The following is a 19,245-nucleotide window of genomic DNA, read 5'->3' as shown; positions in this document are numbered from 1 at the left end:
GGGGCCAACTTCCGCTTTCAGCCTGAAGCAGTTATCCCCCGGTTCAGTATTGCCGGCCGAGCAGATGACTCAGCCTTGCTGATCTTGCGGCTGGGCCGCTGTTTCCGCTCGCTCTTCGATACTCAACGAGCCCAGAGCCCAGAGCCCAGAGCCCAGAGCCCAGCGCCCGGCGCATGCCGCTCGCGCTCGGCGATTCGATGTAGACGCACTTCTTGTTGTGCCGCTTGCAGTGGTCCTTCACGCGCCAGTAGGCGTCCTGGCTGATGCACCCGGGCTGGCAGGCAGAATCGATGCCTTCTCCCAGCACGATCCAATGACAGCCACCGAGCACGCCGAACTCTTGCAGATGCTTCGCGCCGCGGTGGAGGAAACATACGCCGCCTTCGCCGAGTTCCGCAGGCCAGCCCTGCCGCTGGATGTCTGCACGGTCTGCTGCGTGCCGGAAGAAGTGGCGAAGCAGTTGCACGAGTGGCCGTTGAAGCGGCTGACGGTCGAGCATCTTTTTGAGTACGGCGATTCCGCAAAGAGTCAGGTGCAGAACCCTGCAGAGGTGGGATATTTCGTGCCGCGCATGTTGGAGCTGCTGGCGGAGGGGGCCGAGATCCGTCATTCGCTTGCGATTGCCTTGGATCGCATGGGGGGATGTCCACCCGGCAGTTGGACGGTGACGCAACAGTCGGCCCTGTTGCGCTTTGCGTCGGCCTACTTTGCGCTTGCAATCCGTGGCGGCGTCGTCGATCCGCGCGGGCGAGTATTGCCGGATGATCCTTTCGAGGTGCTCTTGATGTTCGATGGCGGAGGAATCGCGATCCAGCCGCTGTTGGCGCATTGGTTGGAATGCGATGACCCGATGTCCACCGTGCAGTTCGTCAGGCAGAGCCATTGGGACTTCTGGCACGAGCATGACTACCGCAATCCCTTTGCCTCGGATCGCGGAACATTCCGGCAGGAGATTCGCGAGTGGATGTTGGACGCCAGTACTCGGCGCAGGTTCACCGAGAAGTTGCTGGCGCCGGACTTTCTGGCGATCGTGCCGACCGTGTGCGGTGACGCGCATGTGTCCTTCGCCACGATGGTCGAAGGCGTGTTCGAGCATCTCGTGCGCTGAACGCGCTGCTGGAGCAAGGCCCCGGTCTTCGGAGCCTTGTTGTTTCCGGCGATGCGAAACGGCCGCTGCCGTCGCCGGACTCCGCGGAAGGACTCAGGATTCGCGGGCCGGCAAGGGCGCGCTGCCGGCCATATCGACCTCGCCGTCACCGCCGCTCAGCGAGCCCAGCGCGCGGCGCATGCCGCTGGCGCTCGGGGACTCGATGTAGACGCACTTCTTGTTGTGCCGCTTGCAGTGGTCCTTCACGCGCCAATACGCGTCGTGGCTGATGCAGCCGGTCTGGCAGATCACGAGGTCCGCCGCCGCCAGGCTCGCGTCGAGCTTGGAAACTGCGTCCTCTTCGCCGCCATCGTGGTGGAGGAAGCGTCCGCCGGTGCGCTCGATCAACTGGCGGTAGATCGGCACCACCGCCGGTCGGCCGCCGACGCACAGCACCGAGCGCTCGTCCAGCGACGGCAGCGCGCCTTCAGTGCCCGACTGTGAATCGGCTTGCAGCGATGCTGGCGTCTGCTGCTGGTCCCGTTGGCGCTCCGACATCGCCAGCGCCTGCTGCAGTTCGTCCGCGCGGCGCTGCTCGCGTTCCGCCTGCTGGCGCGAGGTCAGCAGCGCGCGCTCCAGCTGGTGGATGCGGTCCTGCTGCGTCTGCAGCTGCTTCGCCTGCTCGTGGCGTTGGCGCAGGCCGGGGATGCTTTCCTCGAGTTGCTGCAGTTCGTCGCGCAGTCCCGCCGCCAGCGTGTCGCGCGCCAGCAGCTCGCCGCGCAGGCGCAGGCACTCGGCCTGCGACAGCTCAAGCTCTCGGGCCCGCTCCGCGAGCAGCCGCGTGCTGCGCGACTGCGCCTGCGCCAGTTCGCGCGTCAGGATCGCGTGCTCGTCCTGCAGCTCGTCGAGCCGCTGCAGGTCCGCGCGGTTCGCCGCGCCGACCTGGTGCTGCAGCATGTGGATGTCGCGCAGCACCTGCTCCTGCAGTGCCGCGTCGCACCGCGCATGCGTCAGCGCGCCCCACAGCGCGCCGCCGACGTCGTTGCCCTGTTGCGCGGCGTTCCACCAGCGTGTCAGCGACTCCGCCGTCTTGTGCTGCGCGGACTGTCGCAGCGCGATCGAGAAGCGCTGGTCCAGCTCCTTCTGCAGCATCTCCGACACCGGCCCGCGGCGCGCGCATTCGTTGATCGCGCCGCAGTGCATCTCGTAATCGTTGGTCAGCGCCTGACCGCCGAGCAGCTTGCCCAGCTTGCGGCGCAGCACCGGCATCGGCAGGCACACGCCGATCACCGGGCACAGCGCCTGCGCCGGCAGTTCCCATAGCCGCCGACGGCGCGAACCGCGCGGCACTGGCGTGTCGTCGGACGACGAGGACGACGAGGACGAAGAGGAGGGGGACAAGGGCGAAGCCTCGCCGCGCGCCAGCGCCTGCGCCAGTGGCAGTCCCGCCACGGCGGCCGGAACAGCGTCGCCTTCCTGCATGAAGACGCCACCTCCCATCACCGCGCCCGCGGCGGATGCCAGCACGGGGGAATCGCCCAGCGGGTCGGAAGCGCCCGCGTCGGGACGCGCCAGCAGGCTCAGGAGCGAAGTGGGGATGGGCTTGTCGCACATGGGTGGACTCCTTACTGCAAGGGGGACGCCTGGAGCGCGAAGCGCACCGGGTACTCGACCCAGCTGACCAGTCGCTGGTCGCCGCGCCGGGCCGGAATGAAGGAACAGGATTCGGCGACGCGGCGCGCCGCCTCGTCCAGCAGCCGCCAGCCGCTGCCGCCGGCCACGACGACCTCCGCGGCGTGGCCGTCGGCGTCGACCTTGACGCGCAGCACGACCTGACCCTGGATGCCGCGGTCACGCAGCATCGCCGGATAGTGGCGCGCGGTCTGCTGGGCACTGCACGCGCGGTGGTCGGCGGGCATCTGGACTGGGGACTCGCCGGTGGCCGGCGCGGGCAAGGGCATCGGCGCTGGCGGAACGACCGCCGTCGTGGCAACGGCCACGGCGGCCGCGGCGACTGCGACGGGCCGGGTCGCGGCCGGGTCCTGGTCGGCCGTCGCGGCCGCCGGTGGATCGAATCGGAGCGGCGTCGGCGCGACTGCGATCGGCGGCGTTGCCTCGATTTGCACGGGCGGCGCTGGGATGTCCGGCATCGGAGGAATGCTCAGCGCCGAGCGCGGCAGTTCGATGGGGATCAACGGCGCGATCGTCGCGGTCGGTGCCGTCGGAGACGGCACCAGTCGCGCGCTGATCGTCATCGGCGCCGGTGCGGGCGAGCGCTTCGGCGCGAAGGCGCCGGCCAGCGCCAGCAGCAGGGCCGCATGGATTGCGGCGGTCATGGCCCAGCCGCTCCAGCGCGGCATCCGGCCGTGCAGTTGCAGGGCAGTGGCACTCATGCCCGCGCTCCCACCGCGCCGCCGAGCATCGGCAGGATCGCGAGTCCATGTTGGTCGCGCAGCAGTCGCAGTCTGCGTGTCGTAGAGCTGCTCCAGCAGCGGCAGCGTCGCCGGCAGCGCGTCGCAGTCGGCCAGCAGCCGGCCGGACTTCATCAGCCACAGCCGGTCGACATGATTCATCGCGAGGTTGAGGTCGTGCAGCACCGCGATGAGCGCATGGCCGCGCTCCGCCGCGAAGTCCGACATCGCCGCCATCAGCGAGACGCTCAGGCCCGGATCGAGCGCCGCGACCGGTTCGTCGACCAGCAGCAATCCGTCGCGCGCATCCCAGGCCTGTGCGAACACACGTGCCAGTTGCACGCGCGCCTGCTCGCCGCCGGACAGCGTGTCGAAGCGGCGACCGAGGAGGTGATCGGCCTGCGCGTGCGCCAGCGCCTCGCGCACGATCGCATCCTGGCGGCCGTCGCCCTGACGCGCGACGCGGCCCAGGGCGACGACCAGCTCGACGGGCAGTCCGAACGCGACGCCATGTTGTTGCGGCAGCACCGCGCGTCGTTGCGCGAGCTCGGCAGGCGGCCAGGCAGCGAGTGGCCGTCCGTCGAAATGCAGTGCACCGGCTGCCGGGCGCATTTCGCGCGCGATGAGTCGCAGCAGGGTCGACTTGCCGGCGCCGCTCGGGCCGAGGATCGCGATGCGCTCGCCCGGATCGACGCGCAGCGTTACCGGTCCGATCGTTGCGTTGCCCAGCGTCACGCGCACGTCCTGCAGGGTCAGCAGCGAGGCCATCACGCGCTCCCCCAGGCGGCGCACCGCGCCGCGCAGCAGGACGAGGAACCAGGGCGCGCCGATCAGCGCGCTGAACACGCCGACGGGGATCTCCGCCGGCACCGCCAGCGTCCGCGCGAAGGTGTCCGCCACGACCAGCAGCAGCGCGCCCGCAAGCATCGCGTTGGGCAGCACCTGGCGCTGGTCGGCGCCGACCAGTTGCCGGGCCAGGTGGGGCGCCATCAGGCCGATGAATCCGATGTTCCCGCACCAGGCGACCGCCAGCGCCGACAGGAGGGCGACCATGGAGATGCACCACCAGCGCAGCCGTTCGACATCGATGCCGACGTGGGCGGCCGCCGCCTCGCCAAGCGCGAGCGCGTTCAGGCGCGGTGCGATGCGAAGCGCCACCGCGCCGAGCACCAGCAACGCGACGCCCATCACCGCGGCCATGATCCAGTTGGCGCCGGCCAGCGAGCCGAGCGTCCAGAAGTTGATCGCGCGCAGTTGCTCGTCGTTGGCGATGAAGCTGCACAGGCCGACGATCGCAAAGGTCATGGCCTGCAAGGCCAGCCCGCACAGCAGCAGCGCCGCGATCGAGCCCGGCGCCAGCCAGCGCGAGAGCCGGTCCAGCGAGAAGCACACCGCCAGCGCGCCGCCGAAGCCGACCAGCGGCAGCAGCCACAGTCGTGCCTCCGCGGGCAGCGCGGCGTGCAGGCCGGCGAAGACCGTCAGGGTGAGCGCCACCGCCGCGGCGGCGCCGCTGGTGACGCCGAGCAGGCTGGGCTCGGCCATCGGATTGCGGAAGAGCGCCTGGCTGAGCGCGCCGGCCAGGCCGAGCGCCGCGCCGACCGCGAGCGTCAGCCCGAGGCGCGGCAAGCGCAGTTGCCACAGCACGTGCGCGCCGCCGGTCTTGGGGGCGTCGCTCCACGGACCGTTGAGCCAGTCCGCCGGCGCCATCGGCACCGCGCCGAGCTGCACCGCCACGATGATCGCGAGCACCAGTGCGACCGCCAGCAACATCGGACGCGACCACGCGCGGCGCGACCACGCGTGTCGCGCCGACGTCGCGGCCACCGGCGAAGATCGCGAGGGCAGGGCGGATCCGATCGTGCTCATCGTGCTGTCCGTCGTGTGGTTGGCCGTGCCGTTCGTCGTTCTGTCCGACGCTGGACGCTCACGCCGTCTTGCCCGTACCCGCCAGCGCATGCAGGGCCTGGGCCAAGGTCGAGAGCGCCTTCGGCGTGCGCGGCCCGAAGCCGAGCAGCGCCATCGTTTCCATCACGACCACGCGTTTGTTCTGACCGGCCGGCGTCTGCGCCAGGCCCGGCAACTTCAGCAGACCGTCGATGCCGCCGCTCGCCTCGACGCCCTGCGTCGTCGCGAGGATCACGTCCGGCGCCGCGGCGATCGCGGCCTCCGGCGAGAGCATCTTGTAGCCATGGGCCTCGCCGAGCGCATTGGTCGCGGCGGCGTAGCCGATCATCGCGTCCGCCGCCGTGTCGGCGCCGGCGATGCGCGCCTGGTTCGCCGCGTTCGACAGCACGAAGAGCACGCGCGGCGCGCGATGGCCGGCGGCCAGCTTCGTCACCTGCGCACGGCTGGCGCTCCATTCGGCCCGCAGCTTCTGCGACAAGGCGGCGGCTTGCTGCTGGCGGCCGAGCAGATCGCCGAGCGCCTGGGTGCGTTCGAGCACGCCTTCGAAGCGGTGCTCCGCGCGCAGCACGTGCAGCGGCACCTTCGCGGCCTCGAGCTGGCGCAGCACCGCGGGCGGGCCGGCTTCCTCGGTCGCGACGACCATCGTCGGCGCCAGCGACAGCAGGCCTTCGGCGGCGAGCGTGCGCGCGTAGCCGACGTTGGGCAGCTTCGTCGCGGCGGCCGGATACAGCGAGGTGCTGTCCACACCGACCAGCTCGGCTTGCGCGCCCAGCTCATAGATCAGCTCGGTCAACGCGCCACCGACGGCGATGACGCGCTGCGGCGCGGCCCACGCGCGGCCGCTGATCGACAGCAGGGCCGCGACCGGCGCCAGCGACAGGATCTGGCGGCGGCTCAGCACGGCACGGTCTCCGCCGGCGCGCCTTCGATGAGGCTCTCCAGCAGGTTGCGCCAGTCGCAGCGCTCGGCCTGACCGGGCTTGCGTTCGCCGAACAGCATCGCGATCGTGCGGCCCTGCGCGTCGAACAGCTCCAGCGAGCACACCAGCCCGTCGACCGTGGGCTTGCGCACCAGCCACGCCGAGGCGATGTGGTCCTCGCGCAGATGCAGGTTGAAGCCCGGATCCAGCACGTTGATCCACGGCCCCATCATCGCGACCTTGTTCACCGGGCCGCTGTGGATCTGGATCATCCCGGGGTTGCCGACGAAGACCATGATGGACACGTTCTCCTGCGCGGCGCGGCTCAGCAGCTCCTGCGCGCTGGACAGCGCCAGCGGCTGCGCGAAGCGCGGCTCGGCCAGCCGCAGCGCCTGCGTGCGGCTCAGGCCGTGCCGCTTGAGCAGGCCAAAGAAGTCGTGCGTGTCGCGCAGCGACGCCCACTCGCTGCGGAAGGCCGCGACATCGACGCGCTCGTCGGCGATCTCCGCCGGGTCCTGCCACGCGTCGCAGGGCTCGAAGCCGGGTTGCTGGTCTTCCGCCAGGAAGCGCTCGACGAGCGCCTCGTAGGCGGCGAGGTCGCTCTCCGGCTTCACGAAGACCTTGTGGATGGCCTGGCCGGCGGCATCGAAGAACTGCAGGCTGCGCTGCAGCGCGCCGTCGGACAGTCGCTCCGCGACGGCGAAGCCGTGGCGCCAGTGGCTGTAGAAGATGCGCAGGTCGATCGCGCCACCCAGCACCAGGCCGACCTGGCGCTGCGGTCCCTGCGCGCTGACGGCGGTGTAGACGCCGACCTTCTCGTGGACGCAGGACTCGTTGCGCGTCAGCGCCATCACCGGCCCCAGCGGCTCGAGCGCGGCGATCAGGTCCTGCCACTCGGCGCGCAGGCGGCGCGCGCGCAGCGGGGACTCGTCGTCGGCGAACGGGCCGGCGTGGGCGGCGAGCAGCGCGCCTTCGGAGATGCGCAGGTCGTTGGCGATGTCGCGGTGGCGGGCCTTGCGCTCCGTGCGCGCGGTGGCGAAGGCCTGTCGCAGGGCGGTGAAGCTGGCTTGCATGGCGGAAGACTCCTGATCAGAAATCGGCGCGCAGCGTCACCTGGAAGGCGCGGCCGGGGGCGGTGTAGCTGTCGATCACGGCCAGGGCCGCCGGCGTGGCGGCGCTGATGCCGGTCACGTCGCCCCAGCGCCAGTACTTCTTGTCGAAGAGGTTGGTGACGTACGCGGAGATCGAGAAGGTCTTGTCGAAGCGGTACGCGCCGCCGAGGTCGACCACGTCGTACTTCTTCGGCGTGTACTGGGTCGCCGTGCTGACGTCCGACGGCTTTTTGCCGGAGCTGTGCAGCCAGTTGGCCTCGACGGCCCACGGACCGGACTCGTAGTGCGCGCCGATCTTTCCGCGCAGCGGCTGCACGCTGTCGAGCGGTGTCTCGACGCCGTTCTCGATGCTGTGGCCGCGTGACTTCGCCACCGATGCGTTCACGTTGAAGGTCGACGAGATGTCCCAGACGAAGCGCGCCTCGACGCCCTTGATCCGGGCCTGGCTCAGGTTGACGTACTGGAAGATCGCCGGGTTCGCGGGCGTGAAGGCGCCACCGACCATCTCCTGCGAGATGAAGTCGCGATAGCGGTTGTCATAGGCGCTCAGCTGCCAGCGCAACGTCTCCATCAGCTTGCCGCGCAGGCCCAGTTCCCAGCTGTTGGCGTGTTCCGCCTTCAGGTCGGGATTGCCGATGCTCTGGTAGCCCTGGATCGGATTGGCGAAGCCGTTGTTCACCTGGTCCGGCGTCGGCGCGCGGAAGCCCTGCGCCCAGTTCACGTAGGGCTGGACGGCGGGCGTGGCGCGCCAGATCAGGCCGATGCGCGGCGTCACCGCCTGGTCCGACAGCGAGACGATCTGGCCGGTGTAGCCGTCCTGCTTCGGCGACAGCTTGTAGTGCTCGAAGCGCAGCGCGGGAATGAGAGTGAAGTCACCCGCCTCGATCTCGTCCTGCACGAAGGCGCCGGTCAGCGTGTACTTCGTATCGGGGAAGGGCTTGCTCGGGAAGGTCTCGCCAGCCGGCGGGACCGTGCCGTCACGCACGCCTTCGATCGTGTTGCGGCTGACGTCGATGCCGTAGCTCAGGCGCTGGTGGGCCAACTGCGTCTGCGCCTGCGAACTCAGGCCGATCACGCGTTCCTTGTACGTGCCCAGCCGCGTGCGGTCCGCGGCGGTGTTGCGGTCCTCGTAGGAGAACTGACGCGTCTCGCTGTCCTGCGCGTAGACATGCGTCGTCGCCTGCTGCAGCCAGGTCGCGTTCAGGTCCTCGTAGCGGTGCTCCAGCGAGACCCGCGTGCGGTCCATCTTGTCGTGCGCGTCCAGCGCCAGCACGGCCGTCGACGGCAGCGTGCCGGTCGCCGGCGGGGCGGTCACGGCCGTCAGCACCTTGGTGTCGATCTTGCGCTCGCGGTATTCGAGCGTGCCCATCAGGCGATGGTTCGCGTTGACGCGATAACCGAGCTTGGCCATCACGCTGCTGGTGTCGACGTCGGTCGGGTTGGGCTTGGTGCGGGTGGCGTTGGCCGCGCCGTTGTCGCCTTCGTTCTTCGTCTCGTGGCCGCGCTGGACCGACGCCTGCACCAGGCTGCTCCAGTCGCCGGCACCGAAGGCGACCGCGGCGCTGGCGCGTTTGGAGTCGTCGACGCTCAGCGCGCCCAGGCGCGCGAAGCCGGCGAAGGTCTTGCCGTTCACCAGCAGGTCCTCCGGCGACAGCGTGCGCAGGCTCAGCGCGCCGGCCAGGCCGTCGCTGCCGTAGGAGGTGGACGTCGGGCCGCGCAGGACCTCGACGCTCGCCAGGCTGTTGAGATCGACGAAGTCGGCGCGGCCGCTCGCGAACGCGCCGAACGCGAAGCTCTGCGGCAGGCGGATGCCGTCGACCATCATCAGCACCCGGTTGCCCTCCAGGCCGCGGATGTTGATGCCTTCATTGCCCGAGCGGCCCGTGGACGCGCCCGCGGCCGTGAAGCGCGGGGTCATCGCCTTCACGTCGAGGTCGACCTCGTCGGACAGCAGGTCCTTCAGGTCGCGCGCGTCGCGGCGATCAAGCTGCTTGCGGTTCTTGACGGTGACCGTGTTGGGCACCGCGTCGACCGAGCGTTCGGTGCGGGTCGCGGAGACGGTCAGTTCGCCGAGCTGTTGGGGGTTCTCGGCGTTCGGTGGGGTCGTGGCGGCCGTCGTCTGGGCGAATGCCAGCGGGAAAGCCAAGGACAGGGCGAGCGCGACGGGCGTCGGGCGCAATTGCATGGTGACGAAATCCTTGTAGTTCTTGGGATCTCGCACGGGCTGGCACGACGCGGGCTGGTGCGGCGGGCGGTCCTCGCGGACGGCCGGCGTTCAGAAGGGAAAGCGAAACGGAAAGGGAAATCGCGACAGCGATCGCGAGCGGCGGACCGGTCCTCGGCCGGCCGCCGCCCGGCGGATCACTTGGTCAGGATGAGCTTGCCCAGCGATGTCACACGCAGCCGGTAGAGCGAGCCGGCGTGTTCGATCTCGACCTCCCGGTCGTTGCCCATCAGCGCCTGGCTGCTGATGCGGCGGCGCTGGACCAACGGAACCGCTTCGCGCGGCGAACCTGCGGCGACCCGTGCGCTGTCCAGCGCAACGGCTTGCAGGGCTTCGAGATGGGGGTGGTGGTGGGCATTCATGCGACGCATCTTAATGAGAACGATTCGCAATAGCAACCAAGAATCGCGACGATTGGACTTTTCTTGTCGGATCGCGTCCGGACGGCATCTCCTCAGAGGCGGCGCCGACGGAAACGGGCTGCGAATACTTCGCATGCAGAGCGGGGCCGCCGGGTCTTGTCCCCATTCGTCGTAGGGATGAGGACAATGCGCCCAATCCCACCGAATTCCAGGAGAAGAACATGAAGGGCGACGCCAAGGTCATCGAGTACTTGAACGCGCAGCTGAAGAACGAGCTGACCGCGATCAACCAGTACTTCCTGCACTACAAGATGTACAAGAGCTGGGGCCTGGAGCGCCTGGCCAAGCACGAGTACGCCGAGTCCATCGAGGAGATGAAGCACGCCGACAAGCTGATGGATCGCATCCTGCTGCTGGAAGGCCTGCCCAACCTGCAGGACCTGGGCAAGCTCTACATCGGCGAGAACGCCGTCGAGGCCCAGCATTGCGACCTGAAGATCGAGATGGGCAGCCATCCGCTGCTGAAGGAAGCCATCGCCTACTGCGAGAGCGTGCGTGACTACATCTCCCGCGAGGTGCTCGAGGAGATCCTCGCCGACACCGAAGAGCACATCGACCATCTGGAAACCCAGATCGAGCTGATCGCGCAGATCGGCGAACAGAACTGGCTGCAGAGCCAGATGGGCGACGCCAGCTGAACGCCAGCCCGCCCATCCCGGGGCCCCAGCCGCCGCCAGGAACCCCGAAGCCCCGCTCGCCGGGGCTTTTTTTCGTCCGCTTGGCGGTCAGGCTGCGTCTGGAGGACGGGGGGCGTCATCCGTGTCGTTGTTCACCGACAGTTGTCCGACGCGCTGAGGGGACTCTGCAACTCAATTGAGAGGGATTCGCGTTTGCGTTAGTATTCCGGCCATCCCAGGTTCATCCTGACTCGCCGCCGCCATGATCGTCTGCCTCTGCCATCGAGTTTCCGACCGCGATATCCGCCGCACCGTGGCCGACGGCGTTCACAACTTCGACGTGCTCCAGGACGAGACGCAGGTGGCCTCCGCCTGCGGCAGCTGCCACGACTGCGCGCGCGATGTCTTCAATGAAGCCCTGCGCCACTGCGCCGCCGCCCACGGCGTGACCTGCGCCAGCACGTCGCGCGTCATCCCGATCGCGCAACTGGCCGCCTGATCGAAGGCGTTCTGCTCGCGAAAGCGTCCTGATGCCCGGCGGCTGATCGAGCCGCTTCCGGCAACAGCGCCGGACGAAGAAAAACCGCAGACCGGTCCCCCGGTGCTGCGGTTTCTTTTTTTGAGGCGTCGAGGCGCGCGAGGCGCCTTCGACTTCCGCGCCGATTACTTGGCGGCGGAGGCGCCTTCAGCCGGCTTCTCAGCCTTCTTGTGGCTGGTCTTGTGCGCGGCGGTCTTGTCGCCGGCGGCCTTGTGGTGCTTCGCAGCCTTGTGCTCGGTCTTGGCGTCGGACGCCGGAGCGGCGGTCGCCACCGGAGCCGCTTGCGTGGCGGGCGCTGCCGGGGTGGCGGTGCCTTGGGCCATCGCGGCGCCGGCAATCAGCAGGGCGGGGATCAGGGCCAGGGTCTTGATGGTCTTGAAGGCTTGCATCTGGTTTCTCCAGCGGGTTGAACAAGGTGAGCAGACAACGACGCCGCGACACGATGTGTTGACAGCCCCGTGCAGCTTTGCAATGGGTTACGCAATCCGCACGGGTTCTTCACAGGTCAGGTCTTGCGCGCTGTCGGACCCGGGAGCCATCGGGCAAGATGCCGCGCACGCATTCAGGAGACCCCGATGACAGCCCCCCACGCCACCTTCGACTGGACCCTCGGCTACGCGAGCCAACGCAGCCCGGTCTTCGCGCGCAATGTCGTGTCGACCTCGCATCCGCAGGCCGCGCAGGCCGGTCTGCGCATCCTGGGGCAGGGCGGCAACGCGGTGGACGCCGCGATCGCGACCGCGGCCTGCATGACGCTGCTCGAGCCCTGCAGCAACGGCCTCGGCTCGGATGCCTTCGCCATCGTGTGGGACGGCAAGACCTTGCAGGGGTTGAATGCCTCCGGCATCGCGCCGCAGGCGTGGACGCCCGAGTACTTCGACCGCAAGCACGGCGCCGGCGCATCGCTGCCGCTGCGCGGCTGGGACGCGGTGACGGTGCCCGGCGCGGTGGGCGGCTGGGTCGCGTTGAGCGAGCGCTACGGCAAGCTGCCGTTCGCCGACCTGATGGCGCCGGCGATCGAGATCGCCGAGCGCGGCTACGCCGTGCCGGTGATCGTGCAGGGCAAGTGGCGCCTCGCGTCCGAGGTCGCGGACCTCGTGTCGCAACCGGGCTTCGCCGAGGCCTTCCTGCCCAAGGGCCGCGCGCCCGAAGTGGGGGAGGTGTTCCGTTTCGCCGCGGCCGCGCGCACGCTACGCCTGATCGCGCAGACGAAGGGCGAAGCCTTCTACCGCGGTGAGATCGCCGAGGCCACCGCGGCTTTCGCGCGCGAGACCGGCGGCGCGATCACCGCCGCCGACTTCGCGGCCTATGCGCCGCAGTGGGTGGACACGATCTCGACGGACTATGCCGGCCACACGCTGCACGAGATCCCGCCGAACGGGCAGGGCATCGCGGCGCTGATCGCGCTGGGCATCCTCAAGCAGTTCGACATCGCGTCGCTGCCCGCGGACAGCGCCGCTTCCCATCACCTGCAAATCGAGGCGATGAAGCTCGCCTTCGCCGATACCTACCGCTACGTCAGCGATGCGCGGACGATGGAAGTCCAGGTCGCCGAACTGCTGGACCCGGGCTACCTCGCCGAGCGCGCGAAGCTGATCGACCGGAACAGGGCGCAGGACTTCCAGGCCGGCAATCCGGTCAAGGGTGGCACCATCTATCTGACCGCCGCCGACGAGAACGGCATGATGGTCAGCTTCATCCAGAGCAACTATCACGGCTTCGGCTCGGGCGTCGTGGTCCCGGGCTACGGCCTGTCATTGCAGAACCGCGGTCATGGCTTCACGCGCGAGGCGGGTCATGCCAACGTCGTCGCGCCGGGCAAGCGGCCGTTCCACACGATCATCCCGGCCTTCCTGATGAAGGACGGCCAGCCGCAGATGAGCTACGGCGTGATGGGCGCCAACATGCAGCCGCAAGGTCACCTGCAGACGCTGGTGCGGATGCTCGACCATCGCCAGCATCCGCAGGCCGCTTGCGACGCGCCGCGCTGGCGCTACAACGCGGGGCTGTCGATCAACGTCGAGTCGACGATGAACCCCGAAGCCGTCGCGGGACTGCGGGCGCTCGGCCACGAGATCGCCGGGATCAGCGACAGCTACCAGGACTTCGGCGCGGGGCAGTTCATCTGGCGCCTCGGCGATCCGGCGGTGGAGGGTTACGTCGCGGCCAGCGATCCGCGGCGCGACGGTGCGGCCGCGGGGTGGTGAGCAACGAGGCCGGGCTGACAGGCGGTTTCAACCCATGGGGCGATGAGGAGGGGACGTCAAACATTTACGATTCGTTCGACGAACAACTAGGTCTGTCTGCGAACACTGAGGCCGCGTCATCTACCTGACGACTGGAGTTCGCAATGAAGCTGATCACCCGGAAGTTTCTCCTCGCGTCCACGCTGGGCCTGGGGGCTTGCGGTGGGGCTTGTTGGGCCCAGGTCCCCACGAACAGGACCATCCTCGGGGTCCTGGTCACCACCCCGACCCGCCCGACCCAGCGCTCCGTCCAGGACGTGCAGAACGCGCTGTTCTCCAGCGCCGCGCCGAGTGTGCGCTCGTTCTACTGGGTGGTCTCGGGAGGGCGGCTGAACATCACGAACCACGCCCTGGTCCCTGCGGGGGCGCCGATCCCGTTGGGCGACATCGTCAACGTCGTCATTCCCGAGCCCACGGGCGACGACTGCGCGACGGCCACCTGGTCTGCGCCGGCCGTGGCCGCCGCCGCCGCCGCGGGATTCGATCCAGCGACCTACGACACCACCTACATCGTCACGCCCAGGGTGGCGGTTGGATGCGCCAACGCGACGGGGACGCAGGGCACCGTCGGTGCGACCAACACGAATCGCAAGGTGGTGTATTTCGACATGGCCACGACGCCGGCCACCTCGCCGTTGACCATCCGCACCCTGGTCCATGAGTTGGGCCACAACATCGGCGCCGGCCATGCGCGCGCCTTGACATGCACGGATCCGCTGCTTCAGCTCGTGCCGGTGTCGATGTCCGGCAATTGCATCGCGGACACCCAGGGGGACTCCACCGACGGCATGGGCACGACCGGGCGCGTGGTCGACCCGGGTCCCCTCGGCAATCCCTACAGCGCCATGGATCCGAACCCGCGGCTGTTCGCCGCGCCACGCGCCTATGACTTCGGCTGGGTGCTTCCCTCGGAGGTGACGACGGTCACGGGACCCGGCTACTACCGGCTGCGCCCGCTGTACTGCTCGGCCGACAACGGTGCGCCGCGCGCATTGCGGATGGCGTCGACCACGGCCGGCAAGGACTACTGGCTGGAGACCCGTGTGGCCTGTGGCGGTCCCTATGACAATTTCGTCAACGGATCGATCCACCACCTGGTGCTGGAGACCACCGTCCACGGTCTGCTCATTCGCCAGGCCAACTCGTCGCCGGCGACGCAACCGCGTGAGACCTGGCTCCTGGATCTCCACCCGCTCACGACCAACAGCTCCAGCAGTCGTGTCGATGCGGCCCTGAGCCCAGGAGAGATCTTCACGGACCCGCTGCCGGGAGGCATGCGGTTCCAGATCACCAGCGTCGACCCCGACGGGACGATCCAGGTGCACATCTGGTGACGTCCGCGGCAGGGGCGTGACACGCCCCTGCCTTTCCTCACTTGTGGACGACATGACGGCGCTGATAGCATCGACGCCTTCTTCCTCCCCGGAAGCTCTCACGCCACGATCAACGATCGGAGCCGACTGATGACCAAGCTGCTCGACCGCACCAGAAACGACGCCCTGGCGTCGGTGCGCGCGCTTGGCCAGGCCGGCTGGGCGCGACGACCGTAGGCATCTTCACGATGCCCGCCGGCCCGCTGCGGCCGGACTCCCAGGTCCCTGGCTTTCCGCGACCGCGACGCCGACGCGTCCCGCTCGCCCCGGTCCGCACCCGGCGCACGACGCCCCGCGCGGCCCGCATCCGGAGTTTCATCATGTTGCCCAAGAGGACAACCACGTGGGTCGACCGTCTGCTCGACCGCCTGCTGGATCTCATCCGGCTCCCCGCCGGCGATCTGCTGCGCAACCTCGTCTACCGGCGCCTGTGGACGTCGATCCTGATCAGCTCGCTGGGCGGGCAGATCACGCTGCTGGCGCTGCCGCTGACCGCGGCGGTGCTGCTGCATGCGTCGCCGACGCAGATGGGCGTGCTGACGGCGATGGAACTCGTGCCGTTCGTGCTGTTCTCGCTGCCCGCCGGTGTGTGGCTGGACCGCGTGCGCAAGTTGCCGGTCTACATCGTCGGGGAGCTCACGCTGGCCGTGGCCGTGGCCAGCGTGCCGATCGCCCACTGGCTGGGCTGGCTGGGCATGCCCTGGCTGTACTTCGTCGGCTTCCTGCTCGGCACCGTGTACACGATCGCGGGCAGCGCCTCGCAGATCGTGCTGACGCAGGTGGTGAGCCGGGACCGGCTGGTCGAGGCGCATGCGAAGAACGCCCTGGCCTCGTCGGGCGCGGAAGTCGCCGGTCCCGGTGTGGCGGGCGCGCTGATCAAGCTGGTCGGCGCGCCGCTGGCGCTGGCGGTCGACGCGCTGCTGCTGGTGGCCTCCGCGGCGATCCTGCGCGGCGTCAAGGTCAATGAGACCCTGCATCGCCTGGACGGTGCCGATTTCTGGCGCGACCTGAAGGCCGGCGTCGCCTTCGTGCGCGGCAAGCCCATGCTGGTCGCGCTGGCCTGCGCGGTCGGCGGCTGGCAGATGTTCAACCAGGCGGCGCAGGTGGTGCAGATCCTGTTCGCAACGCGCGTGCTCGGGCTGTCGGCGCAGAGCGTCGGCCTGTCCTACATCGCGCTGGGCGCCGGCACGGTGCTGGCGAGCGCCATCGGCTACCGCGTCAGCGCGCGCCTCGGACCCGGGCCCTGCCTGGTCAGCGGCTTCGCGTTGTGCGGCGTCGGCTGGGCGGCGCTGTGCGTCGCGCCGGCCAACGCCTGGGGCGTGGCGGCCTTCGCCTTCACGCTGTTCATGTTCGGCATCGGCGCGGTGTTCATCTTCATCAACTTCCTGTCGCTGAGACAGGCGGTGACGCCCGGGCCGCTGCTGGGCCGCATGACCAGCACGATGCGCTGGCTCATCCTGATCCCCGCCGGTCCCGGCGCGCTGATCGGCGGCTGGCTCGGCGAGCACGTCAGCCTGCGCGCCGCGCTGGCCTTCGCCGGCGTGGGCGCGCTGCTGCTGGCGGCGCTGGCCTGGCAGGTCCAGGCCATCCGTTCGGTGAAGGTGCTGCCCAAGGTCGAGGATGAGGAGCCCCCGCTGGGGGCCGAGGCGATGCCTGGCGTCCCTCCTGCGAGTCAGACGGGCGGCACGAACTTGCAGCCGGCCAACGGCAACTGACAGGACCGCCTTCCATCATGCGAGTCATGCCTGCCGACGACCCCATCCTCATCGACGTTCCCGAGCGCCTGGAGACCTCGCGTCTCCTGCTCCTGGCACCGCGGGCGGGCCTTGGGCCCGTCCTCAACCGCGCCGTCCTCGACGCCCAGGAGCACCTCAAGCCCTGGATGCCCTGGGCGCACGAGACGCCCAGCGTCGAGCAGTCCGAGGCGATCGCGCGGCGCATGCAGTCGCAGTTCCTGCAGCGGCAGCACCTCGCCTACTACCTGCATGAGCGCGAGCCGGACGGCCAAGCGGGCCGGCTGATCGGCGGCGCGGGGCTGCACACGTTGGAATGGAAGGTGCGCCGCTACGAGCTCGGCTACTGGATCAGCCCGTCGCACACCGGGCGCGGGCTGGTGTCTGAGGCAGTGATCGCGTTGGCGCGCATGGCCTTCGGCCAGTTGCGTGCACGTCGCCTGGAGATCCGCACCGATTCGCGCAATGCGGCCAGTCGGGCGGTCGCCGAGCGCTGCGGCTTCTCGCTCGAAGGGCTGTTGCGCGACGACGCGCTGAACGTCACCGGGCAGCTCAGCGATACCTGCATCTACGGGATGATCTCGATCAACGAGTTGATCGATCCCTCGCGCTGAAAGCGACCGCGCGCACGGGGCGCCGCGTCTCGTCCGGTCAGGTCCGCCGAGGTTCCGCGATCGGCGGCTCAGGCCGTCGGGCTGAAGCGGTCGACCGCGTCGGTGATGATGCCGTCGACGCCGTTGGCGATCAGCCATTGCGCGGCAGCGGCGTCGTTCACCGTGTAGACCAGCGCCTTCATCTCGGCCTCGTGCAGGCGAGCCACCAGCGTCTGATCCATCAGCGCGTAATGCGTGATGACGGCGCGGCAGCCCAGCGACTGCGCCAGTTGCAGCCAGCCGTCGCCCTCGAGCTTGTCGAGCAGCAGACCGCGCGGCACCTGCGGCGCGGACTCGCGCGCACCGCGCAGCGCCTCCGGCTGGAAGCTGCTGAACAGCACCGAGTCCGGCGCCGTCTCTTCCCACAGGCGCAGCACCTCGCCCCCGACGACCTCGCCGGTGCAGAACTCGTCGCCCGGGGTGGGCTTGATCTCGATGTTCAGCGCGTGCTGGTTGCGGCGCACGAAGGCGGCGATGGCTTCGAGGCTGGCCGGCGGTTCGCCCGCGAATGCACGGCTGTGCCAGCGGCCCGCGTCGAGCCGGGACAGCTCGCTCCAGGTCCGGTCCGCGGCGCGGCCGCGCGAGGTCGTCGTGCGGTCCAGCGTCGCGTCGTGCAGCAGGAACGGAACGCCGTCGGCGCTCAGCTTCACGTCGCACTCGAAGGCGCGGTAGCCGTGGCGCGCGCCTTCGCGGAAGGCCGCCAGCGTGTTCTCCGGCGCCAGCTTGCCCGCGCCGCGATGCGCGACCCAGAAGGGCAGCGACCAGGGCCAGTTGGTCTCGTCGTCGAGGATCGGTGTCCGGTTGGTCATGTCGTTCTCCCTGATCGTGGATGCTCGACGCCAGGCTAGGCGCGCGCTCAGTCGACGCGCTGCCCCGTCGCGGGATCGAACCAATGCAGCCGCTCGGCCGGCGCCGTCAGCAGCACCTCGGCGCCAGGTTGCGGCGGCGTGTCGGTGCCGTCGATGCGCTGCGTGAAGGCCGCGTCGCCGAGACGGCCGTACACCAGCCGTTCCGCGCCCAGCATCTCGACCATGTCCACCTTCAGCGGCCAGGCTGTGGTGTCGCCCGCGACGATCTGCCCATCGTGCGGCAGCGCGTGCTCGGGACGCAGTCCGAGGATCAGCTCGCCCTCGCGCGGCGCCGCTTGCGGCAGCGGCAGGGCGGTGTTGCCGATGACGAAACGCCGACCCTCGACGCGGCCCTTGAGCAGGTTCATCGCCGGCGAGCCGATGAAGCTCGCGACGAAGGTCGTGGCCGGGCGGCCGTAGACCTCGTCGGGCGTGCCGAACTGCTCCATGCGCCCGCCGTTCATGACGACGATGCGCTGCGCCAGCGTCATCGCCTCGACCTGGTCGTGCGTGACGAACAGCGAGGTCACGCCCAGCTCGCGGTGCAGCTTCTGGATTTCCAACCGCGTCTGCACGCGCAGCTTGGCGTCGAGGTTGGACAGCGGCTCGTCGAACAGGAAGACCTGCGGATCGCGCACGATCGCCCGCCCCATCGCGACGCGCTGGCGCTGGCCGCCGGAGAGCTCGCGCGGCTTGCGCTGCAGCAGGTGCGCGAGTTCCAGGATGCGCGCGGCCTTGTCGACGCGCTCGCGGATCTGCGCTTCGGACAGCTTGCGGATCTTCAGCCCGTAGGCCATGTTCTCGAACACGCTCATGTGCGGGTAGAGCGCGTAGTTCTGGAACACCATCGCGATGTCGCGGTCCGCGGGCTCGATCTCGTTGACGACGCGCTCGCCGATGGCGATCTCGCCGCCGCTGATCTCTTCCAGCCCCGCGACCATGCGCAGCAGCGTGGACTTGCCGCAGCCCGACGGACCGACGATGACGACGAACTCGCCGTCCCGGATCTCGGCGTTGACGCCGTGGATCACGGGGTTGGCCTTGGCGCCGCTGCCGTATTGCTTGACGACGTTGCGCAGGGAAATGCTTGCCATCGGAGTCTTCTCTCGTTTTACTTGTCGGCGCTTGGTGGTCGGCGCTTGGTGGTTGCCGATTGC

General features: G+C 69.3%; 16 protein-coding genes. 7 read left to right on the top strand and 9 right to left on the bottom strand.

Features of this window, described 5'->3' with window-relative positions; translation table 11 throughout:
- The first annotated feature begins 313 nt into the window (after positions 1-313).
- Positions 314-1,108, top strand: a complete 795-nt coding sequence (locus ACFJIX_RS01745) for a hypothetical protein (RefSeq protein ID WP_377157282.1) — start codon at positions 314-316, stop codon at positions 1,106-1,108.
- Between the two features lie 93 nt (positions 1,109-1,201).
- Here ACFJIX_RS01745 and ACFJIX_RS01740 read toward each other — a convergent pair whose 3' ends face one another.
- The 6 genes from ACFJIX_RS01740 to hemP all read right to left on the bottom strand — a co-directional run bounded on the left by ACFJIX_RS01740 (position 1,202) and on the right by hemP (position 10,020).
- Positions 1,202-2,701: a DUF2325 domain-containing protein gene (locus ACFJIX_RS01740; protein WP_377157280.1), complete on the bottom strand. Its 1,500-nt coding sequence runs from the start codon at positions 2,699-2,701 to the stop codon at positions 1,202-1,204.
- An 11-nt stretch (positions 2,702-2,712) separates the two neighbouring features.
- Entirely contained in the window at positions 2,713-5,364 is a 2,652-nt protein-coding gene (locus ACFJIX_RS01735) for an iron chelate uptake ABC transporter family permease subunit (RefSeq protein ID WP_377157278.1), read from the bottom strand.
- A 58-nt stretch (positions 5,365-5,422) separates the two neighbouring features.
- A complete protein-coding gene (locus tag ACFJIX_RS01730) occupies positions 5,423-6,304 on the bottom strand; it encodes a hemin ABC transporter substrate-binding protein (protein WP_377157277.1) in 882 nt (293 codons plus the stop codon).
- The gene (locus tag ACFJIX_RS01725) at positions 6,298-7,395 is read right to left on the bottom strand and encodes a hemin-degrading factor (protein WP_377157275.1); all 1,098 of its coding nucleotides are present in this window, start codon (positions 7,393-7,395) and stop codon (positions 6,298-6,300) included. Before ACFJIX_RS01725 ends, ACFJIX_RS01730 begins: the two co-directional genes overlap by 7 nt.
- A gap of 16 nt (positions 7,396-7,411) precedes the next feature.
- Positions 7,412-9,619, bottom strand: coding sequence for a TonB-dependent hemoglobin/transferrin/lactoferrin family receptor (locus ACFJIX_RS01720; RefSeq protein ID WP_377157273.1), 2,208 nt, complete (start codon positions 9,617-9,619; stop codon positions 7,412-7,414).
- Positions 9,620-9,795: 176 nt separating this feature from the next.
- Positions 9,796-10,020, bottom strand: a complete 225-nt coding sequence (hemP, locus tag ACFJIX_RS01715) for a hemin uptake protein HemP (protein ID WP_067277199.1) — start codon at positions 10,018-10,020, stop codon at positions 9,796-9,798.
- A 221-nt stretch (positions 10,021-10,241) separates the two neighbouring features.
- Between hemP and bfr the strand changes: the two genes are divergently transcribed.
- Both bfr and ACFJIX_RS01705 read left to right on the top strand, forming a co-directional pair.
- Complete coding sequence (gene bfr, locus ACFJIX_RS01710; RefSeq protein WP_377157270.1) at positions 10,242-10,718, top strand: bacterioferritin; 477 nt, start codon at positions 10,242-10,244, stop codon at positions 10,716-10,718.
- Positions 10,719-10,959: 241 nt separating this feature from the next.
- Positions 10,960-11,196, top strand: a complete 237-nt coding sequence (locus ACFJIX_RS01705; protein ID WP_377157268.1) for a bacterioferritin-associated ferredoxin — start codon at positions 10,960-10,962, stop codon at positions 11,194-11,196.
- A 164-nt stretch (positions 11,197-11,360) separates the two neighbouring features.
- Here the strand turns inward: ACFJIX_RS01705 and ACFJIX_RS01700 are convergent, their stop codons facing one another.
- Positions 11,361-11,624 carry a hypothetical protein gene (locus ACFJIX_RS01700; protein ID WP_377157266.1) on the bottom strand — a complete coding sequence of 88 codons (264 nt, stop codon included), beginning with the start codon at positions 11,622-11,624 and terminating at the stop codon, positions 11,361-11,363.
- A gap of 186 nt (positions 11,625-11,810) precedes the next feature.
- On the opposite strand from ACFJIX_RS01700, the gene ACFJIX_RS01695 reads away from it, so the two are divergent.
- The 4 genes from ACFJIX_RS01695 (at position 11,811) to ACFJIX_RS01680 (ending at position 17,201) form a co-directional block, all read left to right on the top strand.
- Positions 11,811-13,442 (top strand): gamma-glutamyltransferase family protein, encoded by a 1,632-nt coding sequence (locus ACFJIX_RS01695; protein ID WP_377157264.1) that lies wholly within the window; start codon positions 11,811-11,813, stop codon positions 13,440-13,442.
- A 143-nt stretch (positions 13,443-13,585) separates the two neighbouring features.
- Positions 13,586-14,815: a hypothetical protein gene (locus tag ACFJIX_RS01690; protein WP_377157262.1), complete on the top strand. Its 1,230-nt coding sequence runs from the start codon at positions 13,586-13,588 to the stop codon at positions 14,813-14,815.
- Positions 14,816-15,174: 359 nt separating this feature from the next.
- The gene (locus ACFJIX_RS01685; protein ID WP_377157260.1) at positions 15,175-16,569 is read left to right on the top strand and encodes an MFS transporter; all 1,395 of its coding nucleotides are present in this window, start codon (positions 15,175-15,177) and stop codon (positions 16,567-16,569) included.
- Between the two features lie 17 nt (positions 16,570-16,586).
- A complete protein-coding gene (locus ACFJIX_RS01680; protein WP_377157258.1) occupies positions 16,587-17,201 on the top strand; it encodes a GNAT family N-acetyltransferase in 615 nt (204 codons plus the stop codon).
- Positions 17,202-17,269: 68 nt separating this feature from the next.
- On the opposite strand, the gene ugpQ is transcribed toward ACFJIX_RS01680, so the two are convergent.
- Together ugpQ and ACFJIX_RS01670 are read right to left on the bottom strand one after the other, a co-directional pair.
- On the bottom strand, positions 17,270-18,049 hold the full coding sequence (gene ugpQ, locus ACFJIX_RS01675; RefSeq protein WP_377157256.1) for a glycerophosphodiester phosphodiesterase: 780 nt from the start codon (positions 18,047-18,049) through the stop codon (positions 17,270-17,272).
- 47 nt (positions 18,050-18,096) lie between these two features.
- Positions 18,097-19,182 (bottom strand): sn-glycerol-3-phosphate import ATP-binding protein UgpC, encoded by a 1,086-nt coding sequence (locus ACFJIX_RS01670; RefSeq protein ID WP_377157254.1) that lies wholly within the window; start codon positions 19,180-19,182, stop codon positions 18,097-18,099.
- Positions 19,183-19,245 lie beyond the last annotated feature (63 nt).

Origin of the sequence: Roseateles sp. UC29_93 (assembly GCF_042695725.1) — a bacterium.
GTDB classification, from domain to species: domain Bacteria; phylum Pseudomonadota; class Gammaproteobacteria; order Burkholderiales; family Burkholderiaceae_C; genus Roseateles; species Roseateles noduli_A.
This window is presented reverse-complemented; position numbering and strand designations above follow the sequence as displayed.

Bases quoted from the DNA above. Each gene is read 5' to 3' on its own strand.
- ACFJIX_RS01745 (WP_377157282.1), top strand. From the start codon at position 314: ATGACAGCCACCGAGCACGCCGAACTCTTGCAGATGCTTCGCGCCGCG.
- ACFJIX_RS01740 (WP_377157280.1), bottom strand. From the start codon at position 2,701: ATGTGCGACAAGCCCATCCCCACTTCGCTCCTGAGCCTGCTGGCGCGT.
- ACFJIX_RS01735 (WP_377157278.1), bottom strand. From the start codon at position 5,364: ATGAGCACGATCGGATCCGCCCTGCCCTCGCGATCTTCGCCGGTGGCC.
- ACFJIX_RS01725 (WP_377157275.1), bottom strand. From the start codon at position 7,395: ATGCAAGCCAGCTTCACCGCCCTGCGACAGGCCTTCGCCACCGCGCGC.
- ACFJIX_RS01720 (WP_377157273.1), bottom strand. From the start codon at position 9,619: ATGCAATTGCGCCCGACGCCCGTCGCGCTCGCCCTGTCCTTGGCTTTC.
- hemP (WP_067277199.1), bottom strand. From the start codon at position 10,020: ATGAATGCCCACCACCACCCCCATCTCGAAGCCCTGCAAGCCGTTGCG.
- bfr (WP_377157270.1), top strand. From the start codon at position 10,242: ATGAAGGGCGACGCCAAGGTCATCGAGTACTTGAACGCGCAGCTGAAG.
- ACFJIX_RS01705 (WP_377157268.1), top strand. From the start codon at position 10,960: ATGATCGTCTGCCTCTGCCATCGAGTTTCCGACCGCGATATCCGCCGC.
- ACFJIX_RS01700 (WP_377157266.1), bottom strand. From the start codon at position 11,624: ATGCAAGCCTTCAAGACCATCAAGACCCTGGCCCTGATCCCCGCCCTG.
- ACFJIX_RS01695 (WP_377157264.1), top strand. From the start codon at position 11,811: ATGACAGCCCCCCACGCCACCTTCGACTGGACCCTCGGCTACGCGAGC.
- ACFJIX_RS01690 (WP_377157262.1), top strand. From the start codon at position 13,586: ATGAAGCTGATCACCCGGAAGTTTCTCCTCGCGTCCACGCTGGGCCTG.
- ACFJIX_RS01685 (WP_377157260.1), top strand. From the start codon at position 15,175: ATGTTGCCCAAGAGGACAACCACGTGGGTCGACCGTCTGCTCGACCGC.
- ACFJIX_RS01680 (WP_377157258.1), top strand. From the start codon at position 16,587: ATGCGAGTCATGCCTGCCGACGACCCCATCCTCATCGACGTTCCCGAG.
- ugpQ (WP_377157256.1), bottom strand. From the start codon at position 18,049: ATGACCAACCGGACACCGATCCTCGACGACGAGACCAACTGGCCCTGG.
- ACFJIX_RS01670 (WP_377157254.1), bottom strand. From the start codon at position 19,182: ATGGCAAGCATTTCCCTGCGCAACGTCGTCAAGCAATACGGCAGCGGC.